Source organism: Vibrio aquaticus (genome assembly GCF_003970385.1).
GTDB classification, from domain to species: Bacteria; Pseudomonadota; Gammaproteobacteria; order Enterobacterales; family Vibrionaceae; genus Vibrio; species Vibrio aquaticus.
In genome coordinates, this window is the sequence record NZ_RXZH01000003.1 from 279317 (window position 1) to 300239 (window position 20923).

The window sequence follows — 20923 nt, forward strand, 5'->3', positions numbered from 1 at the left end:
TCAACTCTTTTAGTTTGGAGCGGCTGTTTGTCGCTCCCTTTTCAACGATTTTTATTTTGGTAAGTGAGTCGAGTCATGACAACGATGGTTAATGAGATGAATTGGTGGAAAACAGCGTCTATCTATCAAATCTATCCAAAGAGCTTTTGCGACAGTGGCAGTAAAGGGACGGGTGATATCCAAGGCATTATCTCTAAGCTGGATTACCTAAAGAAGCTCGGTATTGATGCGATTTGGTTAACGCCTGTTTATGAGTCGCCAATGATCGACAATGGCTACGATATTTCAGACTACTACGCCATCAACCCAGACTTTGGCACCATGGAAGATTTCGACCAGTTGCTTGCAGAGGCACACCAACGTGGTATTCGAATCATCATGGATATCGTCGTGAATCATACCTCGACGGAGCACAAATGGTTTCAATCGGCACTTGGTGACAAAAATAGCCCTTACCGTGATTACTACATTTGGAAAGATCCGGTTGAAGGTGATGTGCCGAATAACTGGCAATCAAAGTTTGGTGGCAGCGCTTGGGAAATGGACGACAAAACGGGGCAATATTTCCTGCATTTGTTCGCCAAAGAGCAGGCCGATCTAAACTGGGAGAACCCAACCGTTCGTGCGGAAGTAAAAGAAGTGATCAGCTTTTGGGCAGAGAAAGGTGTTGATGGTTTCCGTTTAGACGTGATTAACCTGATCTCTAAGCAGCAAGATTTCCCTAGCGATGAGATTGGTGATGGTCGCCGTTTCTATACCGATGGTCCACGTGTACATGACTACCTGCAAGAGATCAGCGAAGCGGTGTTCCAAAAGTATGGCAGCGTGACGGTAGGGGAAATGTCTTCAACCACACTAGAGCATTGCCAACAATACTCTTCTCTAGACAATAAAGAATTGTCGATGGTGTTTAACTTCCATCATCTAAAAGTGGATTACCCAAATGGTGATAAGTGGACCAAAGCGCCGTTTGATTTTCTTCAACTCAAGCAAATTTTCAACCATTGGCAAACGGGCTTAAATGGCAAAGGGTGGGGAGCTCTATTTTGGTGTAACCACGATCAGCCACGTGTTGTGAGCCGTTTAGGTAACGATCAAGAGTACCGAGTGGAAGCAGCGAAAATGCTAGGGGCGTCTGTGCACATGATGCAAGGCACTCCGTATATCTACCAAGGTGAAGAGATCGGGATGACCAATCCTGGTTATACTTCAATCGATCAGTACCGCGATGTTGAAAGCACCAATATGTACGACATCATGGTGAATCAGCAAGGTGTCAGCCACGAAGAGATGATGGCTATCTTAGCGCAGAAGTCTCGTGACAACTCACGCACACCAATGCAGTGGAACAGCGAAGAATATGCCGGATTTTCTAAAGCTCAGCCGTGGTTAGAAGTGGCAAACAATTACCCAAAGATCAACGCTGAAAAAGCCGTGGCTGATGAGGGCTCGGTCTTCTATTTCTATCAAAATCTGATTCAACTTCGTAAAGAGATTGAAGTGATCACAACAGGCAGCTATGAAGATCTTTACCCAGAACATAAGGCCATCTTTGGTTATCAGCGTCAGTCTGAGGCTCAGACACTGATCTGTTTGAATAACTACTACGGTGAAGAAACAGAATGTGTTCTTCCGGAAGGGTTTGATTGCGATAAAGCGCAGTACATTTTAGGTAATTATGAGCTAACGAGTGAAAAGGTGTCTCAGCATCAAGTTCTAAGGCCATACGAAACTCGCATTATCCTTTTGAATAACTAACGCCCCCTGTTAGTTAGTGCCTCGGCTTTGGTCGGGGCTTTTTTATATCTGGAGCTTGCTGGATGGCTATTGTGGATGAGGGATCATTTGTGGAGAGCAGAAACGAAAAAAGCCAACTCAATGAGTTGGCTTTCGTCTTTATGTGGTGGAGGGGGACGGATTCGAACCATCGAAGGCAGTGCCAGCAGATTTACAGTCTGATCCCTTTGGCCACTCGGGAACCCCTCCAGGGTATTTTTATCCTTAACTGATGTTTTCCCAACGCTTCAGTCAAGCTGTTCTAATATCTTAATCAAATAAGCCATTAGAGAATATGGTGGAGGGGGACGGATTCGAACCATCGAAGGCAGTGCCAGCAGATTTACAGTCTGATCCCTTTGGCCACTCGGGAACCCCTCCAGGGTATTTTTATCCTTAATTGATGTTTTCCCAACACGTCAATCAAGCTGTTCTAATATCTTAATCAGTTAAGTATTAGAAAATATGGTGGAGGGGGACGGATTCGAACCATCGAAGGCAGTGCCAGCAGATTTACAGTCTGATCCCTTTGGCCACTCGGGAACCCCTCCAGGGTGTTTTATCCTTAACTGATGCTTTCCCAACACAACAATCAAGCTGTTCTAACGTTTTAAAGGAAATAAACATTAGAGAAAATATGGTGGAGGGGGACGGATTCGAACCATCGAAGGCAGTGCCAGCAGATTTACAGTCTGATCCCTTTGGCCACTCGGGAACCCCTCCAGGGTGTTTTTATACTTAATTGATGATTTCCCAACTCATCTCTCAAGTGCGGAGCGAATCATAGCAAACTCGCTCAAGCTGTAAAGCGTTTTCTTATAATTTTGAATTGAATGGTGCCTTTTTGGGCAAAGACGGCAGTAATTAACCATAAAGCACAAACAATCAACGGTTTTACTTACACAATATTTCGCGCTCTTTACATTACTTGACGTTCAAAAACCGTATAAAGGGATACAATATGCTCAACTACTCTATGCAGAAACTAACCATGAAAAATAAAATTGTTTTGAGTTTGCTCTCTTTGTCTATTATTGCAGCAACACCAACAGCTTATGCAAAAAGACAAGGGCCATCGAGCGTTACGGTGGTCACTGAACAAGTTCAAACTCATGAAGTATCCCAGTCTCTAGAACTTGTCGGAAAACTTGATGCAGAGCAGTCGGTCATTATCTCTCCTGAAGTGGCGGGCAAAGTGGAAGTCATTGCGGTAAAAGCGAACCAAGTGGTGCAAAAAGGTCAACTTTTAGTTCAATTGAATGACGATAAAGCCCGTGCTGCGGTCAAAGAAGCGAAGGCTTACCTAAAAGATGAGCAACGTAAACTGAAAGAGTTTGAACGCCTGGTTAAGCGTAACGCGATTACCCAAACGGAAATTGATGCGCAGAAAACGAGTGTCGATATTGCGCAGGCTCGTTTGGATGCTGCCAATGCAAACTTGAAAGATCTTCATATCAGCGCACCATTCGCCGGTACGGTCGGTTTTATCGACTTTAGCCTTGGCAAAATGGTCAGCGTTGGCTCAGAACTGCTGAACCTAGATAACCTGTCGGTGATGCAACTTGATCTGCAAGTGCCTGAACGTTACTTATCCCAACTCTCTCAAGGGATGAAAGTGACCGCGACGACTGCAGCTTGGTCAGGCCAAGTATTTGAAGGCGAAGTGGTAGGTATTGATTCTCGTATTAATCAAGAAACCTTAAATCTGCGTGTTCGGATTCATTTCCCTAACCCAGAGCAGGTGCTAAAACCGGGTATGCTTGTTTCTGCTGATATGGATTTCCCTGCGATTAAAGCCCCGATCATTCCTGTCCAAGCCTTGGAGTATTCAGGTACTAAGCGTTACGTCTACGTGATCAACGAAGATGGTAAGGCAACGCGCACCGAAGTGATCTTAGGCGCTCGTATTGAGAACTCAGTGGTGATTGAAGAAGGCTTAACCATCGGCGACAAGATTGTGGTTCAAGGCATCGTAAATATGCGTGATGGCGTCGCGGTAACAGAGCTTGGCAGTGACGCGCGCCCTAAAGCGGTAGATAAGAGCCAAGAAGGGGCAAGCTAATGCTGTTATCAGACGTTTCAGTTAAGAGACCGGTCGCTGCGGTCGTTCTTAGCTTGCTACTTTGTGTATTTGGTATTGTCTCGTTCAGCAAGTTAGCTGTACGTGAAATGCCAGACATCGAAAGCCCAGTTGTTTCAATCAGTACTCGCTACGAAGGTGCGTCTGCGACCATTATTGAAAGCCAGATAACCTCGGTTTTAGAGGACCAGCTCTCGGGCATTAGTGGTATTGATGAAATCTCGTCAACCACTCGAAACAGTATGTCACGTATCACCATCACCTTTGATTTGGGCTATGACCTCAATACCGGGGTCAGTGATGTGCGTGATGCGGTGGCTCGTGCTCAGCGCTCTCTGCCTGATGAAGCGGATGATCCTATTGTCTTTAAGAACAATGGTTCGGGCGAAGCTTCTCTGTATATCAATTTAAGCTCTTCGGAGATGGACCGCACCCAGCTGACCGATTATGTCGAGCGTGTGCTGGTGGACCGTTTCAGCTTGATATCAGGGGTAAGCTCAGTCGACATTTCGGGCGGCTTGTACAAAGTGATGTACGTTAAGCTCAAACCCGCGCAAATGGCAGGTCGTGGTGTTACAACGGCGGACATTACATCGGCACTTCGCAGTGAGAACATCGAAAGCCCAGGTGGTGAGATTCGTAACGACCAGATTGTCATGTCGGTTCGTACCGCTCGCAGTTATAACCAAGCAGAAGACTTTGAATACTTGGTGGTGAAACGTGCTAGCGACAATGCGCCGATTTACTTGCGTGACGTAGCCGACGTTTACATCGGTGCAGAAAACGAAAACTCGACCTTTAAGAGCGATGGCGTGGTTAACGTTAGTATGGGGATTGTGCCTCAGTCGGACGCCAACCCTCTTGAGGTTGCAGACCTTGTTCACCACGAAGTAGAGAATATTCAGAAATTCTTACCGGAAGGTACGCGCTTAGCCATCGACTATGACTCTACGGTGTTTATTGAGCGCTCAATTTCAGAGGTATACAGCACACTCTTCATCACTGGTGGCCTGGTGATCTTGGTACTGTACATCTTTATTGGTCAAGCCAGAGCGACCTTAATTCCGGCAGTAACCGTTCCAGTATCGCTGATTTCTTCGTTTATCGCGGCTTATTATTTTGGCTTCTCGATTAACCTCATCACCTTAATGGCTCTGATCTTATCGATTGGGCTGGTGGTCGATGACGCCATCGTGGTGGTTGAAAATATTTTCCACCACATTGAGCGAGGTGAAAAGCCACTTCTTGCGGCCTACAAAGGGACCAGAGAAGTGGGCTTTGCGGTAATCGCAACTACGTTGGTACTTGTGATGGTCTTCCTGCCTATCTCCTTTATGGATGGCATGGTTGGTCTGCTGTTTACTGAGTTTTCAGTATTATTAGCAATGTCGGTGATCTTCTCTTCGTTGATTGCGCTGACGTTGACGCCAGTATTGGGCAGCAAACTGCTTAAAGCGAACGTAAAACCGAACCGATTTAACCTGTTTGTTGATCGTATGTTTGGTCATTTAGAGTCGGCTTACCGTAAAACCTTACAAGGCGCCTTGAACTGGAAATGGGCGGCGCCACTGGTCATCCTTGCATGTATTGGCGGTAGTTGGGGGCTGATGAAGCAAGTACCCGCTCAGTTGACGCCTTCGGAAGACCGTGGGGTTATCTTTGCCTTCGTTCGTGGTGCCGATGCGACCAGTTACAACCGCATGTCGGCCAACATGGACATTGTTGAAGAACGCTTAATGCCACTGCTTGGCGAAGGTTTCCTAAAATCATTCAGCATTCAATCACCAGCGTTTGGTGGTAATGCTGGCGACCAAACTGGTTTCGTTATCATGATCCTTGATGATTGGAACGACCGTGACGTAACGGCTCAGCAAGCGCTAGGACAGGTACGTAAAGCTCTAACGGGCATTCCAGATGTGCGTGTCTTCCCATTCATGCCAGGCTTCCGTGGTGGTTCAAGTGAACCTGTTCAGTTTGTGTTGGGGGGGAGTGATTACCCAGAGCTAAAAACGTGGGCGGATAAACTCAAACTACTGGCCGAAGAGTCGCCACTAATGGAGGGCGCTGAGATTGATTACTCCGAGAAAACACCAGAGCTAGTGGTCTCGGTAGATAAACAGCGAGCAGCTGAGCTTGGGATTAGCGTTCAAGATATCTCTGACACACTAGAGATCATGCTCGGTGGTAAGAGTGAAACGACCTTTGTTGAGCGTGGTGAAGAGTACGATGTGTATTTGCGTGGCGATGAGAACAGCTTTAATAACGCGGCTGATCTGAGCCAAATCTACATGCGCACGGCTTCTGGTGAGTTAGTGACGCTTGATGCGGTGACTAAGATTGAAGAAGTGGCCTCATCTATTCGCTTATCTCACTATAACAAGCAGAAGTCGATTACTGTCACCGCGAACCTTTCGGATGACGCGACGCTTGGTGAGGCACTTGATTACCTTGATCAGCAAGCGATCGAATTGCTGCCGGGTGATGTGTCCGTGAGTTATTCTGGTGAGTCAAAAGATTATAAAGAGAACCAGTCAAGCATTCTTGTGGTGTTTGGATTGGCTTTGTTGGTGGCTTACTTAGTTCTCGCTGCGCAGTTTGAAAGCTTTATTAACCCGCTAGTGGTGATGTTCACCGTACCTATGGGGGTATTTGGTGGCTTCTTAGGTCTGTTCATCATGGGGCAAGGTCTCAATATCTACAGCCAGATTGGTATGATCATGTTGATTGGGATGGTGACCAAGAACGGCATCTTAATTGTAGAGTTTGCCAATCAACTGCGTGACCGCGGTATTGAGTTCGAGAAAGCGATCATCGATGCATCGGCTCGCCGCTTAAGACCAATCATGATGACTGCGTTTACGACATTAGCGGGCGCAATCCCTTTGATTATCTCAACGGGTGCGGGCTATGAGAGCCGAGTAGCGGTTGGTACGGTGATTTTCTTCGGTATGGCTTTTGCGACCTTAGTTACACTGTTTGTAATTCCTGCGATGTACCGTTTGATCTCAGCAAGCACGCAATCACCGGGTCATGTGGAAGCGGAATTGAACAAAGAGCTCAGTCATGACGTGAAAGCGCGAACCTCTCATGGTGAGTTGAATTAATCGCGTTGTTCAACGAGTCATTCCATAGAGCGACGAAGGAGAGAGTAGGGAATCTCATCGAGTATTCGATTAGCGTTAAGAGATCCCCAACTCACAAGTTCCTTGTTCTCGGGGATGACGGTGGAAAGTGTTAAAAAAGGGGCAGACGTTCAACGTCTGCCCCTTTTTCTATTTGCCGTGTTTAACCGTAATTCACGGAGTAGCGAGTAGGCTTATGATTCATTGCTAAGACAAGGTTAAGAGCAATAGCACCAAGAATCGATAGACCAATCACTTCGAGAGAAACAAAGAAGCACGAAGCAATTAAGATACAAAAATCGATGGCAAGCTGAGACTTACCAACTGAAATACCAAACTTGTCTTGGATGAATAAACACAGAACATTAAAACCGCCAAGGCTTGAACGATGTCGGAATAGAATCAGCATCCCTAAGCCCATTAAAAGTCCACCGGCAACTGCGCAGTACACTTCGTTAATAGTATCTAAGCTAATCACCAAATAAAGGTGATCGGCAAAGATCGAAACCAATGCACCTGAAAGGGCACTGTTAAAGGCGAATCTAGAACCAAAGCGTTTCCAAGCTAATAGGTAAAATGGACAGTTAGCCACAAAATAGAGCGTACCGAATGAAATAGGGACAAACTGACTGGCCAACAAGGCTAATCCTGTCGTGCCGCCAGTCAGCAAAGAGGCTGATTGCAAGAAGAAGACGCCCTGTGCGACTAAAAAGGTGCCGGTTAAAATTGCGATCCAATCTTCTTTTCTTGAGTGTTTTTCCATCAAACTGAAATTTAACTAGTAAATAATGGCGTGCATACTATTTAAAAATTAAGGATTTCGGTAGCTTGAGAGGCAAATTTAAGGTAAACCTATGTAATTATCGTTTTACGGGGTGTAAAGGATAGAGTTGACACTTGCCTCAATTTGAAGCGTAAAAAGTGCCATCATGACAATCTTTGTAAAACACTATGAAAAAACTGCATGAGAAAAATTTCAATTTTCTCTTTATGACCCAGATCAAATTATGTAGAATGCGCGTCATTAGCTTAATGCAAACGTTTGCGTCAGGTAAAAAACGTCGGTATTGAGGTCAGAAATCAGTTTTTTTGCAATTTTTAAGTCTTAATCTGAGTCAGGAGATACAGATGCTAAAGCGTGATATGAACATCGCAGATTACGATGCGGAACTGTTCGCAGCAATCCAAGAAGAAACTCTTCGCCAGGAAGAACACATTGAACTTATCGCTTCTGAAAACTACACAAGCCCACGTGTAATGGAAGCTCAAGGTTCTCAGCTAACTAACAAGTACGCTGAAGGTTACCCAGGCAAGCGCTACTACGGTGGTTGTGAGTACGTTGATAAAGCAGAAGCTCTTGCTATCGATCGTGCATGTGAGCTTTTCGGTTGTGAATACGCAAACGTACAGCCACACTCTGGTTCTCAAGCAAACAGCGCTGTTTACATGGCTCTTCTGAATCCAGGCGATACAGTTCTAGGCATGAGCCTAGCGCACGGTGGTCACCTGACTCACGGTTCACCAGTAAACTTCTCTGGTAAGCACTACAACGTTATTCCTTACGGTATCGATGAAGCTGGCCAAATCAATTACGATGAAATGGAGCAACTTGCTCTAGAGCACAAACCAAAGATGATCATCGGTGGTTTCTCAGCTTACTCTCAAATCGTAGATTGGGCTCGCATGCGTGAAATCGCAGACAAAGCAGGTGCTTGGCTATTCGTTGATATGGCACACGTAGCGGGTCTTATCGCTGCAGGTGAGTACCCAACGCCAGTACCTCACGCACACGTTGTTACAACAACAACGCACAAAACACTAGCAGGTCCACGTGGTGGTCTAATCCTGTCTAACGCTGGCGAAGAGATGTACAAGAAGCTGAACTCAGCAGTTTTCCCTGGCGGTCAAGGTGGTCCACTAATGCACGTAATCGCTGGTAAAGCGGTAGCGTTCAAAGAAGCAATGGAACCAGAATTCAAAGCATACCAAGCTCGCGTAGTGAAGAACGCAAAAGCGATGGTTGCTCAGTTCCAAGAGCGCGGTTACAAAATCGTATCTAACGGTACAGAGAACCACCTGTTCCTAGTTGATCTAATCGACAAAGACATCACAGGTAAAGATGCAGACGCAGCACTAGGCGCAGCAAACATCACTGTAAACAAGAACTCAGTACCAAACGATCCACGTAGCCCATTCGTTACTTCAGGTATCCGTGTAGGTTCTCCAGCAATCACTCGTCGTGGTTTCACTGAAGAAGATGCGAAAGAGCTAGCGAACTGGATGTGTGACGTTCTAGATAACATCGGCAACGAAGAAGTTATCGAAGCGACAAAAGCAAAAGTTTTAGAGATCTGTAAGCGTCTTCCAGTTTACGCTTAATTTTCGTCATAGTTGACTGAACTTCGTTGTCGGGCATGCTCATTTACACTTGTAAACTCCGCGTGCCCTCCTAGAATTTCAGCCAACTATTTTGAAAATTCCGAAGCCTCATCTTTTGATGGGGCTTTTTTGTATCTACCGGAGGTTGAGCTGTGGATATGCCGAGGCACAAGTTGTCATTCCATAGAGCGACGAAGGAGTGAGTAGGGAATCTCTAAACAATTTCTGCTCGCTGGAAGAGATCCCCAACTCATTCGTGCCTCATTCTTGAGGATGACAGAGTTACTTACTCAAACTAAAAAGGGTTGATGCTTTCACATCAACCCTTGTCGGTTTTTCTTTTCGCTATTTAGGCAAGCTAATCAATGTGCCTGACTTACATTTGAATGAGTAGTATTTGCTGCTTTCGCTGAATTTACCTAGACCTTCACCATCACAGTAATCGAAGTTGATATCACGCATAGTGGTTAACGTTTCTTCGCTGTTGAGTGAGAACTTTGAACCGTCAGCACAGACGATACGAACTCGCTCATCATCACTGACTGAATAAAGAGAGACTTCGGTGTTACAAAGCTCAAAAGAGGCTTCACGGAAATTATCTTGTTTCGTATTCGAAGCACAACCTGCCAATAGCGTCGTAGCTGCAACAGCGACAAGCCCTAATCTCTTCATAATGGTTCCTTGGATAACATAATTATATTTTTAATGAGATAAGCTAAGCCTATATAAGAGTAGGGCGTCATTCAACCGCACAAACAAAAAAGCCTGCACAGAGGCAGGCTTTCAATCAAATTTAATTACCAATTAGCTGGTTAGGTCATCAAAGAATTTCTTAACGCCGTTGAAGAAACCTTCAGACTTTGGCTTATGCTTTGTTGCCGCTTCACCGCCACAAGACTCTTCAAACTCTTTCAGGAGTTCTTTTTGACGAGAGCTTAGGTTAACTGGAGTCTCAACAACAAGCTTAACGATAAGGTCACCAATACCGCCGCCGCGTACACCCTTAACACCCTTACCACGCATGCGGAACATACGGCTAGTTTGAGTTTCAGAAGGCACTTTGAGATTTACACGACCATCAAGCGTAGGAACTTCAACTTCACCACCTAGTGCCGCCATTGCAAAGCTTACAGGCACTTCACAGTAAAGGTTGTTGCCGTCACGCTCAAAGATATGGTGCTCTTTTACGTGGACTTGTACGTATAGATCGCCTGCTGGTGCGCCGTGCTCACCTGCTTCACCTTCGCCAGATAGACGAATGCGATCGCCAGTATCCACACCTGCTGGGATCTTAACGTTAAGTGTTTTGGTTTTTTGTTTGCGGCCTTGGCCGTGGCAAGATTTACATGGGTTCTTAATGATCTTGCCTTTACCATGACAGGTAGGACAGGTTTGTTGAACCGCAAAGAAGCCTTGACGCATCTGTACTTGGCCGTGGCCATGACACGTACCACAAGTCTCAGCTGAAGAGCCTTTCTCTGCGCCGCTGCCGTCACAAGTGTCACACTCAACTAGAGTTGGGACTTCGATTTCTTTAGAGACACCACGAACCGCTTCTTCTAGCGTTAGTTCCATGTTGTATCGTAGGTCAGCACCGCGCTGTGCACGATGACCACCGCCACCACGACGACCGCCACCAAAAATATCACCGAATACATCGCCAAAGATATCGCCGAAGTCTGCACCGCCGCCACCGAAGCCACCGCCTCCGCCCATGCCACCTTGTTCAAAGGCTGCGTGGCCGTATTGGTCGTAAGCTGCACGTTTTTGAGCGTCAGTAAGAATTTCGTACGCTACTTTTACTTCTTTAAACTTTTCTGCAGCGCTGTCGTCACCCTGATTGCGGTCTGGGTGGAATTTCATCGCTAAGCGCTTGTACGCTTTCTTAATATCGCGCTCTGATGCATCGCGGCTTACGCCTAATACTTCGTAAAAATCACGTTTTGACATGTTCTTCGTCACCAATGTAGTACTGCAAACAGTGGTTAGTCGGCCACCGCTTGGTGTTTGTATCATTCTAGATAAAGGCTTTAAACAAAAGTGTTTATCTGGAAGGACAGTTAATTACAAACATACGGGCGTATGAGTTTCCCCAAACGCCCGCATCATAATTTAAGTTAAATCAGATTCAAGAATTACTTCTTGTCTTCTTTTACTTCTTCGAATTCTGCGTCAACAACGTCATCGTCTTGAGACTGTTGCTGTGCACCAGCGTCAGCACCTTGTGCTTGCTGAGCTTGAGCTTGCTGCTGAGCGATTTCCATTAGCTTCTGAGCCGCTGCCATAAGAGCTTGAACTTTAGCGTCGATCGCTTCTTTGTCTTCACCCTTACGAGCTTCTTCTAGCTCAGTGATAGCTGCTTCAATCTTCTCTTTCTCGTCAGCTGGAAGAGCGTCGCCCGCTTCTTCGATTTGCTTACGAGTACCGTGAATCATTTGGTCAGCTTGGTTACGTGCAGTTACTAGCTCTTCGAACTTCTTGTCCGCTTCTTTGTTAGCTTCTGCTTCTTGTACCATTTTCTCGATTTCTTCGTCTGATAGACCGCCAGAAGCTTGGATAGTGATCTTCTGTTCTTTACCAGTCGCTTTATCTTTCGCAGATACGTTTAGGATACCGTCAGCATCTAGGTCGAAAGTTACTTCGATTTGTGGCATGCCACGTGGCGCTGGCTGAATACCTTCTAGGTTGAACTGACCAAGAGACTTGTTGTAAGTCGCTTGCTTACGCTCACCTTGTAGTACGTGGATAGTTACCGCGCTCTGGTTGTCTTCAGCTGTAGAGAACACTTGGTCCGCTTTAGTAGGGATAGTTGTGTTCTTCTCGATTAGCTTAGTCATTACACCACCCATCGTTTCGATACCGAAAGATAGAGGAGTAACGTCTAGTAGAAGTACGTCTTTAACATCACCAGCTAGTACACCACCTTGAACTGCAGCACCCATTGCTACTGCTTCATCAGGGTTCACGTCACGGCGAGCTTCTTTACCGAAGAACTCAGCAACTTTAGCTTGAACCATAGGCATACGAGTCTGACCACCTACTAGGATAACGTCAGTGATGTCGCCTACAGATAGGTCAGCGTCAGCTAGAGCAACTTTTAGTGGCTCTAGAGAACGTTGAACTAGGTCTTCAACTAGAGATTCTAGCTTCGCACGAGTCACTTTTACGTTCATGTGCTTAGGACCAGTTGCATCCGCAGTAACGTAAGGTAGGTTTACGTCAGTTTGAGTAGTAGAAGAAAGCTCGATCTTCGCTTTTTCTGCTGCTTCTTTAACACGCTGCATTGCTAGTGGATCAGTCTTAAGATCGATGCCTTGCTCTTTCTTAAACTCTTCTACTAGGTAGTTGATCATGCGGTTATCGAAATCTTCACCACCAAGGTGAGTGTCACCGTTAGTTGCTAGTACTTCGAAAGTTTTCTCGCCTTCAACTTCGTCGATTTCGATGATTGAGATATCGAATGTACCACCACCAAGGTCGTATACTGCGATAGTGCGATCGCCACCTTGCTTGTCTAGGCCGTATGCTAGTGCAGCAGCCGTTGGTTCGTTGATGATACGTTTAACATCTAGACCTGCGATACGGCCAGCATCTTTAGTTGCTTGACGCTGAGCATCGTTGAAGTAAGCAGGTACAGTAACAACAGCGCCAGTTACTTCCTCACCAAGGAAGTCTTCCGCTGTTTTCTTCATTTTCTTCAGGATTTCAGCTGAAACTTGAGGAGCCGCCATTTTTTGGCCTTGTGCTTCTACCCAAGCGTCACCGTTGTCAGCCTTAACGATTTTGTAAGGCATGATTTCGATGTCGCGCTGAACTTCTTCGTCTTCAAAGCGACGACCAATAAGACGCTTAATTGCAAATAGCGTGTTTGTTGGGTTAGTAACTGCTTGACGTTTAGCTGGTTGGCCTACTAGCGTTTCGCCGTCTGTGTAAGCAACAACGGATGCCGTTGTACGCTCACCTTCTGCGTTCTCGATTACACGTGGTTTGTCGCCGTCTAGTACAGCAACACATGAGTTAGTAGTACCTAAGTCAATACCAATGATTTTACCCATCAGGCTATCTCCGAATAATTTTCTATTTTCGTTTTGCTATATCCCCTATGTGGGGATGGAGAATCGGGTTTCAACCCTTGCTCACAAACAAAAATATGGATGTTTGCTTCTCGTATGCACCATAGATAAGGGCGCTAAATGGCATTTCAAGGGAAGAATTGAAAAAAAATCTAATTTTCTCAATAAATACATCGGTGGAGGTAAAGGAAAGGACTTTCAGGGATTGGTGAAGGGATGAAAATAAAAAGGAGGCTCACCGATAGAGCCTCCTTTTAATAAATTAGTGCTATTACATCTTTAAGAGCGGCAAAAGGTTAGTTGATGCTCTCAAAGAAGTCGTTGCTGGCAGGGAAGTCTCCCGCGACTTCGACCAGCTGACCGTTACCGTTAAAGTTAACGATCAGGTTTTTCTGTACTGAGTCATTATGGCCTTCCGTGTGGTGGTAAATGTAGTACCACGTATCTGGATAACCATTTTCAACCAACATCGGAGAACCCATTACATAACGCACTTGCTCTTTGGTCATGCCAAACTTGAGCTTTTCCACCGCGGTCTGCTCAACATAGTTGCCTTGGTTAATATCAATGCGGTATACCAGCTTTTCGAGTAGAGAGCAGCCTGTCAGCATAGTCATAGCGAGTGGTACAGCGATAAGCCACTTTTTCAATTGCATACTTAAATTCTTGTAACTGATAAATTCTTAAACTCAGCCGATAATAAACAAGCTGGGCGCTAATGTAAAAAGCTGAACGTGTTTTGAATTGTTTCAGACCATGATTTTTGAATTTGGTTGCAAAGTCGAGCCAAAATTCTGTCAAGAATGGAACTTTGGCTCGATAAAGTAGTGAAAAGAGGATTATGCGGCGATCAGTAACTCCTTTGCATTGGCAAGGGTAGAATCCGTAATTTGGCTACCACCCAGTAGGCGAGCGAGTTCAGAAACTCGTTGCTCGTCATCCAATCGGCGCATTTGCGTTTCTGTTTTGCCGGATTTTGTTTGCTTAGCAACGAATAGCTGTTGGTGACCGCACCCCGCCACTTGAGGTAAGTGGGTAACACAAAGTACTTGAGTTGACTCACCAAGTTTGCGCAGCATCTTACCGACAACTGCGGCCGTTGGGCCACTGATACCGACATCCACTTCATCGAAAATCAGACTAGGTGTGTCAACTTTCTGTGCGGTAATTACTTGAATCGCGAGGGAGATTCGAGACAATTCACCACCGGATGCCACTTTGGCAATGGGCTGCATTGGTTGGCCAGGGTTGGTTGATACAACGAAACAGATTGAATCCATGCCGAGTGGGGAAGGGTGCGTTCCTTCGTTGTTCACTTCAATACTAAACTGGGCCTTCTCCATACTCAGTTCATGCATACTTGCCGTAATAAGTTTGTTGAGCTCTTTGGCGTAACGCAGACGCGATTTGTGCAGTTTTTCCGCTGAGGTCAAGAAGCTTTGGTATTTATTTTCGACTTCTTGTTCTAACTCTTCTAGACGTTCATCGGAACAATCAAGTGCTTCAATTTGTGCAAGGAGATCCTGATGATGTTGGTAGAGTTCCTCCGGCATGACGTGGTGCTTACGCGCCATCGACATCACTTTTGAGAAACGTTCTTCGACATAGGCCATTCGAGCCGGATCAACGTCGATACAATCAAGGTAATTTCTCAGTTCACTATTGGCTTCTTCAAGCTGAATGATGGCCTCTGCCACCATGTTGGGCAGCTCGACAAGCTTTTCATCCAGCTCAGCTAACTGTATTAGGGAGTGATTGGCCGATTGCAAAATACCAAGCGCATTAACGTCTTCACCTTCGTAAATAAGTTCGATGGCCTGCTGACAGGTAGAGGCGAGTTCACCACTGTTGGAGAGGCGTTTGTGTTCTTGTTCCAGTTCATCATATTCCTCTTCCCCAATCGCAAGTTCATTAAGCTCTTTGATTTGGTATTCCAATAGCTGCTTTTGAGCTAAGTTTGCCGCACTGTTTTCTTTCAGCTGTTTAAGGCTGTTATCTGCTTGTCGCCAAGTTTGATAAGCGTTACGGGTGCTTTTTAGGTGGCTGGAATGACCTGCATATTGATCTAACATCGCCATTTGGTAGTCACTTTTCATCAATTGGTGATGAGCATGTTGGCCATGGATGTTGATCAGCAGCTGCCCTAAAGATTTGAGTTGAGAGAGAGGAACAGGGCTGCCGTTAATGAACGCACGCGAGCGGCCTTCTTTACTGATGATTCGGCGTAAGATGCAGTCGCTACCATCGAGAAGATCGTTGTCTTCTAACCAACGGGTCGCATTGATATTGTTTTCCAGTGAGAAAGCGGCACTGACTTCCGTTTTTTCTTCCCCTTGTCGTACCATGCTGGCTTCCGCGCGCCCGCCTAAACATAAACCAAGCGCGTCAATGGCGATGGATTTACCAGCGCCAGTTTCACCGGTAATGGTCGTCATTCCTTTGGATAGCTCTAGCTGTAGAGACTTAACAATTGCAAAATTATTAACACTTAGATGAGCCAGCATTTTGTTGTACCTGTTTAAATGAACAATACTGTGTATGCGAACAGTATATACTGTTTCTTTATACAGTAAAGTTGCAGGTGAAAATTTTTGTGAGGAGGATCAGAGTCGAAGTTTCAATGCGTTATAGTCTTTTGGGTGGAAGGTACAAAAAAGCCGACACAATGGCCGGCTTCTAAAGAGATCTTTGTTGGGACTAGAAAAGCTTACTTGACCACCCAAGCTTGTTCCGAAGGACATGGTAGTAGCTGTAATCTTTCGGGTGGATCAGTTTCAATATGTTCGGGCTTTGATAAATATGTACTTCATCGCCGGGAGAAACAGGCAGTGACACCTGACCATCACACCCAACTTCTTGTGTACCACGGTTATCTGGGGAGACTAACAACTTAATTCGGCGATTGCCGTCAACAACCAAAGGCCTGCTTGATAACGTATGCGGGAACATGGGTACAAGTGAAATAGCGTTTAAGCTTGGAGACAGAATAGGACCACCACCAGAGAGTGAATAAGCTGTCGACCCTGTTGGTGTGGAGACAATCAGTCCATCGGCTCTCAGAGAAAATGCAAAGCTCTCATCAATGTACACTTCGAATTCAATCATGTGGGCCACTTGCCCGGGGTGAAGGACGGCTTCATTTAATGCGGCGTTATGGCTTTTTACTTGGCCGTGGCGATGCACTTCAGCTTCAAGTAAGAAACGCTCTTCTTCGAAAAACTCCCCTTCGAGTACTTTTTTCAGCGCATCTTGGAAATCTTCTGGATTAAGATCGGTCAAGAAACCAAGGTTGCCACGGTTAACCCCTATCACTGAAATGTCGAAACGGGATAACACGCGAGCTGCACCGAGCATGTTGCCGTCACCACCGACAACGATCGCAAGGTCAGCGATGCGTCCGAGTTGAATGAGGCTAGCAAAGTCATCTTGTGGAATATCATCCAAGATTTCGCAGAGACGGTCATCGATATAAACTTTATAACCTTCAGCTTTTAACCATGTATAGAGCTCTCTATGCGTAGCAATAGCTTGTTGATCTCTTGGTTTTCCAATGATGGCGATCACTTGAAAAGGTTTTTTCATAGGTTTTAGGTACCAATTAGGCTTGAATCGTCAATCTTCATCCCCATAATAATGGCAAGTTAGCTATTTATGCGAATTTTTGTGTGTCTCAATACGATAAACGTGAAGTATTGGGCGCCAATAGATGTGAATTCTGGAGATATCATGAGCAACGAAGAAAACAAAGTTACTGAAGAAGAGCTGGATCAAATCATCGAAGAAGCCGAGAAAGTAGAAGCTGCGGCTCAAGCAGCGGAAGCTGAACTTGAAGAAGCCGGTGATGAGAAAGACGTGAAAATTGCTCAATTGGAAGCGGCTCTTCTATCAAGTGAAGCAAAAATCAAAGATCAGCAAGATGGTGTTTTACGTGCGAAAGCTGAAGTAGAAAACATGCGTCGCCGCACTGAGTCTGAGATTGATAAAGCGCGTAAGTATGCTCTGAACAAGTTTGCAGAAGAGTTACTGCCGGTTATTGATAACCTAGAGCGTGCTATTCAAGCAGCAGACACTGATAATGAAGCAGTGAAACCTCTTCTTGAAGGTGTTGAGCTAACGCACAAGACATTTACTGATACCGTTTCTAAATTTGGTCTTAAAGAGATCAACCCTGAAGGTGAAGCGTTCAACCCTGAACTTCACCAAGCAATGTCGATTCAAGAAAGCCCAGATCATGAGCCAAATTCGGTTATGTTCGTAATGCAGAAAGGTTACGAGCTAAACGGTCGTGTGATTCGCCCTGCGATGGTGATGGTATCTAAGTAAACACCACTGAGATCTCACTTTTAAAAAGAGAGCCAATTGAGGCTCTCTTTTTTTGTGTCTCAAGAAACTGGAATGAGGACTAAATAAACAGTTGATGTAGAGAATAAATCCCCTAATTGAAATGTTTACAGAGTTATTTCCTTTAATGAATCCTGTAACATTATCGTAAACAAATGCTTTATTTTGTAACCTTTGTGTGTATTATGTGCGAACTCCGCCGAGTAATATGGCGGATTAATCTATAAAAATATAAATTGGAAACACGACATTCTGGAGATGAATGATGGATAAATCGCTTTCAAGCAAGATATTTGTAGGCTTGTTTGCTGGTCTACTGATCGGTACTGCTATTCAGTACTTGTTCAGCGGAGTTGCTATTTTTGATACATACCTTCTTGGTGCCGCAGAAGGCGCTGGTGGTATGTTTGTATCACTGATCAAACTGCTTGTTGTACCTTTGGTCTACGTTTCAATCGTATGTGGTATTGTCGATCTAAAAGACATCACTGCTTTCGGTCGTCTTGGTGGTAAAACTTTTGCTCTTTACATTATTAACACCATCATCGCAATTACCGCAGCACTGACTGTTGGTATGATCTTCCAGCCAGGTGCGGATGCAAACCTTGCGGGTACGATTTCAGAAACGGTTAAGCTAACAACCACTGAAACGCCTGATATCTTCTCACTTGTAGTGAACATCGTACCAAGCAACCCTGTACAGGCGTTTGCTAACGGTGACATGCTGCAAATCATCTTTATGGCAATCTTGACTGGTCTTGCTATTCAAGCGCTTGATTCACGTGGTGGCCCAGCTATCCGTACGTTCAAGATGGCTAACGAAATCATGATGAAGCTAGTAGGCCTAGTAATGAGCCTAGCGCCATTCGGTGTATTTGCTCTTATGATTCAACTAGGTGCAACGTTAGATGCAAACACGCTAATGTCTGTAGCTGGTTACGTAGCGCTTGTTGTTGCAATGCTCGTATTCTGGATCTTTGTTTTCTACCCAACAGCGGTAGGCATTGCGACGGGTACTTCTCCGAAGACATTCCTACGTGCAACTCGTGAGCAGATCCTATTCTCACTATCAACCGCGAGCTCGAACGCGACGATTCCAGTAACAATGCGTACTTTGACCGAGAAACTAAAAGTTTCTAAGTCAGTAGCAGGCTTTGGTGTACCACTAGGTGCAACAATGAACATGTCTGGTGTATCTATCTACATCGCATTGGCAACTATCTTCGTCGCAAACGCGTTTGGTCAGCCAATCAATACTGCAGACGTATTCACTCTTGGCCTAACTATCCTTCTACTGTCTATCGGTGCTGGTGGTGTTCCTGGTGGTGGCGTTGTAATGGTAGGTGTACTACTTCACCAACTAGGTCTTCCACCTGAAGGTCTTGCAATCATCGCAGCGGTAGACCGTATTAACGATATGTTCTGTACTTCTTCTAACGTAGTTGGTGATACAGCAGTGAACACAATCGTTGCTAAGACTGAAGGCGAAATCGGTAAAGAAGAAGCGGAAGTTGAAGTGAAAGTAGCGGAAGCGAACGCTTAATCGAACAGATAAATCAAACTAAAAGCGAGCCCAAGTGGCTCGCTTTTTTGTTTGTGGAAAAATTTGACCGACGCACAGGGACAGTCTGAATCGGAGCTAGTTTCTTAATCTCCAACCAACCACTAAGCTAAGTAATACCCAAAGATAGAGCGGCCAACTGCCAACCTGACGGTAAGGTGTTGCACCTTCGGTAGCGGTGATTTCAGCTCGTAATACGGCTGTCTCAAACTGAGGTACCTGCGCGGTAATATGACCCAAATGATCCGTCACGGCAGTGATGCCATTATTGGTCGCTCGAATCACTGGCTTCCCTAGCTCTAAAGCACGCATTCTTGCGATTTCCATGTGTTGCAGTGGGCCTATTGAGCGACCAAACCACGCATCGTTGGAAAGTGTAAGAATGTAGTCAGTTTCATCATTCACATTTTGTCGAACTTGCTCGTTAAAGATGATCTCATAACACAGTGCTGGTGCCATTTGTTTGTTGTTGGCATCAATGTTCGGCTGAATAAAATCACCGCGGCTGAATGATGACATTGGCAAATTAAAGAATGGCGCGATTGGCCTTAAGATGTTCTCAAACGGCACAAACTCACCAAACGGCAGCAAGTGATGCTTATGGTAACGTAGGTTCATGTCGTAGCTGTAACCGCCATTCTGTGTTTGCCCTAGCGTTAAAATGCTGTTGAAAAACTGCTTGTCTTCACCTTGGTTAACGATACCCGTGATGACCGCGCTGTTATTCATACGAGCCGCTGCGTCTAGGTTACGTAAGAAAGAGGCAATTTCAAATTCAAACGCAGGGATTGCGGCTTCTGGCCAGATGATGATGTCTGCATCCCAGCTTTCTCGGGTAAGGTCGGTGTACTTCATAATGGTCGGCCAGCGCTGGCTTGGCTGCCATTTTAGCTCTTGAGCAATGTTGCCCTGGATTAACGCCACTTTTGTTGTATCTTCAGGCTTTGGCGTTACCCACTGAGCCGACTGTAAACCAAAGCCAGTAGCGAGAATAACGGCAGGAATTATCAGGGTTAGCCACTGCCTATGTAAGCTTGCATAAGCAATCGCAGCAGCAGAGAGCATCACAAGTAAGGTAAGAAGCTCTACACCGCCAATAGGAGCAAAGTTTGCAAGTGGACTTTCTATTTGACTGTAGCCTAGCCATAGCCAAGGGAAGCCTGTCATTACCCAGCCACGAAGCCAATCAAAAATCAGCCATAGAGCAGGGGCTGCAAGCAAGAAGCGAGTGCGATTAGCGTTAGGGAAGAACCGGTTTAAGCTCCAACTGAATAGAGCAGAATAAACAGCAAGGTAGCCAACCAGTAGGGTCATTAAGAATAAGCTGGCAATCTTTGGCATACCGCCAAAGTTGTCGATGCTGACATGAACCCAACTTATGCCGGTAGCAAATTGCCCGAATCCCCATGCGTAACCTGTCCATAGCGCTTGTTTCGCTGACTGGCGGTGAATAAGGAGTAAAAGCAGCGCAGGGCTGATAAATGCGAGAGGCCAAAGCTCATAAGGAGCAAAAGCGAAAGTCGTGGATGCGCCAACAAAAACGGCCGCAAGCGGCCGTTTTAGGCGATGAAAAAGTGAATTGATCATCGTA

General features: G+C 45.5%; 14 protein-coding genes and 4 tRNA genes. 6 read left to right on the forward strand and 12 right to left on the reverse strand.

The window, feature by feature from the left end; genetic code table 11:
- Window positions 1-75: 75 nt before the first annotated feature.
- Window positions 76-1758, forward strand: coding sequence for an alpha,alpha-phosphotrehalase (treC, locus tag EJ063_RS10260; RefSeq protein ID WP_126574191.1), 1683 nt, complete (start codon window positions 76-78; stop codon window positions 1756-1758).
- Between the two features lie 143 nt (window positions 1759-1901).
- On the opposite strand, the gene EJ063_RS10265 is transcribed toward treC, so the two are convergent.
- The 4 genes from EJ063_RS10265 to EJ063_RS10280 all read right to left on the reverse strand — a co-directional run bounded on the left by EJ063_RS10265 (window position 1902) and on the right by EJ063_RS10280 (window position 2499).
- Window positions 1902-1986: transfer RNA gene (locus EJ063_RS10265), tRNA-Tyr, on the reverse strand.
- Window positions 1987-2072: 86 nt separating this feature from the next.
- Window positions 2073-2157, reverse strand: a tRNA-Tyr gene (locus EJ063_RS10270).
- 85 nt (window positions 2158-2242) lie between these two features.
- Window positions 2243-2327 (reverse strand) — tRNA-Tyr (locus tag EJ063_RS10275).
- 87 nt (window positions 2328-2414) lie between these two features.
- A tRNA-Tyr gene (locus tag EJ063_RS10280) sits at window positions 2415-2499 on the reverse strand.
- Between the two features lie 268 nt (window positions 2500-2767).
- Between EJ063_RS10280 and EJ063_RS10285 the strand changes: the two genes are divergently transcribed.
- Together EJ063_RS10285 and vexH are read left to right on the forward strand one after the other, a co-directional pair.
- Window positions 2768-3838 (forward strand): efflux RND transporter periplasmic adaptor subunit, encoded by a 1071-nt coding sequence (locus EJ063_RS10285; RefSeq protein ID WP_126574192.1) that lies wholly within the window; start codon window positions 2768-2770, stop codon window positions 3836-3838.
- The gene (gene vexH / locus EJ063_RS10290; protein ID WP_126574193.1) at window positions 3838-6960 is read left to right on the forward strand and encodes a vibriobactin export RND transporter permease subunit VexH; all 3123 of its coding nucleotides are present in this window, start codon (window positions 3838-3840) and stop codon (window positions 6958-6960) included. Before EJ063_RS10285 ends, vexH begins: the two co-directional genes overlap by 1 nt.
- Before the next feature lie 181 nt (window positions 6961-7141).
- Here vexH and EJ063_RS10295 read toward each other — a convergent pair whose 3' ends face one another.
- Window positions 7142-7741, reverse strand: a complete 600-nt coding sequence (locus EJ063_RS10295; protein ID WP_126574194.1) for a YitT family protein — start codon at window positions 7739-7741, stop codon at window positions 7142-7144.
- 365 nt (window positions 7742-8106) lie between these two features.
- Here EJ063_RS10295 and glyA point away from each other — a divergent pair, with 365 nt between their 5' ends.
- On the forward strand, window positions 8107-9357 hold the full coding sequence (glyA, locus tag EJ063_RS10300) for a serine hydroxymethyltransferase (RefSeq protein WP_126574195.1): 1251 nt from the start codon (window positions 8107-8109) through the stop codon (window positions 9355-9357).
- Between the two features lie 345 nt (window positions 9358-9702).
- On the opposite strand, the gene EJ063_RS10305 is transcribed toward glyA, so the two are convergent.
- The 6 genes from EJ063_RS10305 to nadK form a co-directional block, all read right to left on the reverse strand.
- A complete protein-coding gene (locus EJ063_RS10305; protein ID WP_126574196.1) occupies window positions 9703-10029 on the reverse strand; it encodes a hypothetical protein in 327 nt (108 codons plus the stop codon).
- Window positions 10030-10161: 132 nt separating this feature from the next.
- Window positions 10162-11307 carry a molecular chaperone DnaJ gene (gene dnaJ, locus EJ063_RS10310; protein ID WP_126574197.1) on the reverse strand — a complete coding sequence of 382 codons (1146 nt, stop codon included), beginning with the start codon at window positions 11305-11307 and terminating at the stop codon, window positions 10162-10164.
- 185 nt (window positions 11308-11492) lie between these two features.
- A complete protein-coding gene (gene dnaK / locus EJ063_RS10315; RefSeq protein WP_126574198.1) occupies window positions 11493-13412 on the reverse strand; it encodes a molecular chaperone DnaK in 1920 nt (639 codons plus the stop codon).
- Between the two features lie 314 nt (window positions 13413-13726).
- Window positions 13727-14086, reverse strand: coding sequence for an outer membrane protein assembly factor BamE (gene bamE, locus EJ063_RS10320; protein ID WP_126574199.1), 360 nt, complete (start codon window positions 14084-14086; stop codon window positions 13727-13729).
- Between the two features lie 183 nt (window positions 14087-14269).
- Window positions 14270-15934: a DNA repair protein RecN gene (gene recN, locus EJ063_RS10325; protein ID WP_126574200.1), complete on the reverse strand. Its 1665-nt coding sequence runs from the start codon at window positions 15932-15934 to the stop codon at window positions 14270-14272.
- Window positions 15935-16127: 193 nt separating this feature from the next.
- Window positions 16128-17012 carry an NAD(+) kinase gene (gene nadK, locus EJ063_RS10330; protein ID WP_126574201.1) on the reverse strand — a complete coding sequence of 295 codons (885 nt, stop codon included), beginning with the start codon at window positions 17010-17012 and terminating at the stop codon, window positions 16128-16130.
- A 144-nt stretch (window positions 17013-17156) separates the two neighbouring features.
- On the opposite strand from nadK, the gene grpE reads away from it, so the two are divergent.
- On the forward strand, window positions 17157-17753 hold the full coding sequence (grpE, locus tag EJ063_RS10335; RefSeq protein WP_126574202.1) for a nucleotide exchange factor GrpE: 597 nt from the start codon (window positions 17157-17159) through the stop codon (window positions 17751-17753).
- 283 nt (window positions 17754-18036) lie between these two features.
- Complete coding sequence (locus tag EJ063_RS10340) at window positions 18037-19314, forward strand: dicarboxylate/amino acid:cation symporter (RefSeq protein ID WP_126574268.1); 1278 nt, start codon at window positions 18037-18039, stop codon at window positions 19312-19314.
- Between the two features lie 96 nt (window positions 19315-19410).
- On the opposite strand, the gene lnt is transcribed toward EJ063_RS10340, so the two are convergent.
- Complete coding sequence (gene lnt / locus EJ063_RS10345) at window positions 19411-20919, reverse strand: apolipoprotein N-acyltransferase (protein ID WP_126574203.1); 1509 nt, start codon at window positions 20917-20919, stop codon at window positions 19411-19413.
- Window positions 20920-20923: the final 4 nt, after the last annotated feature.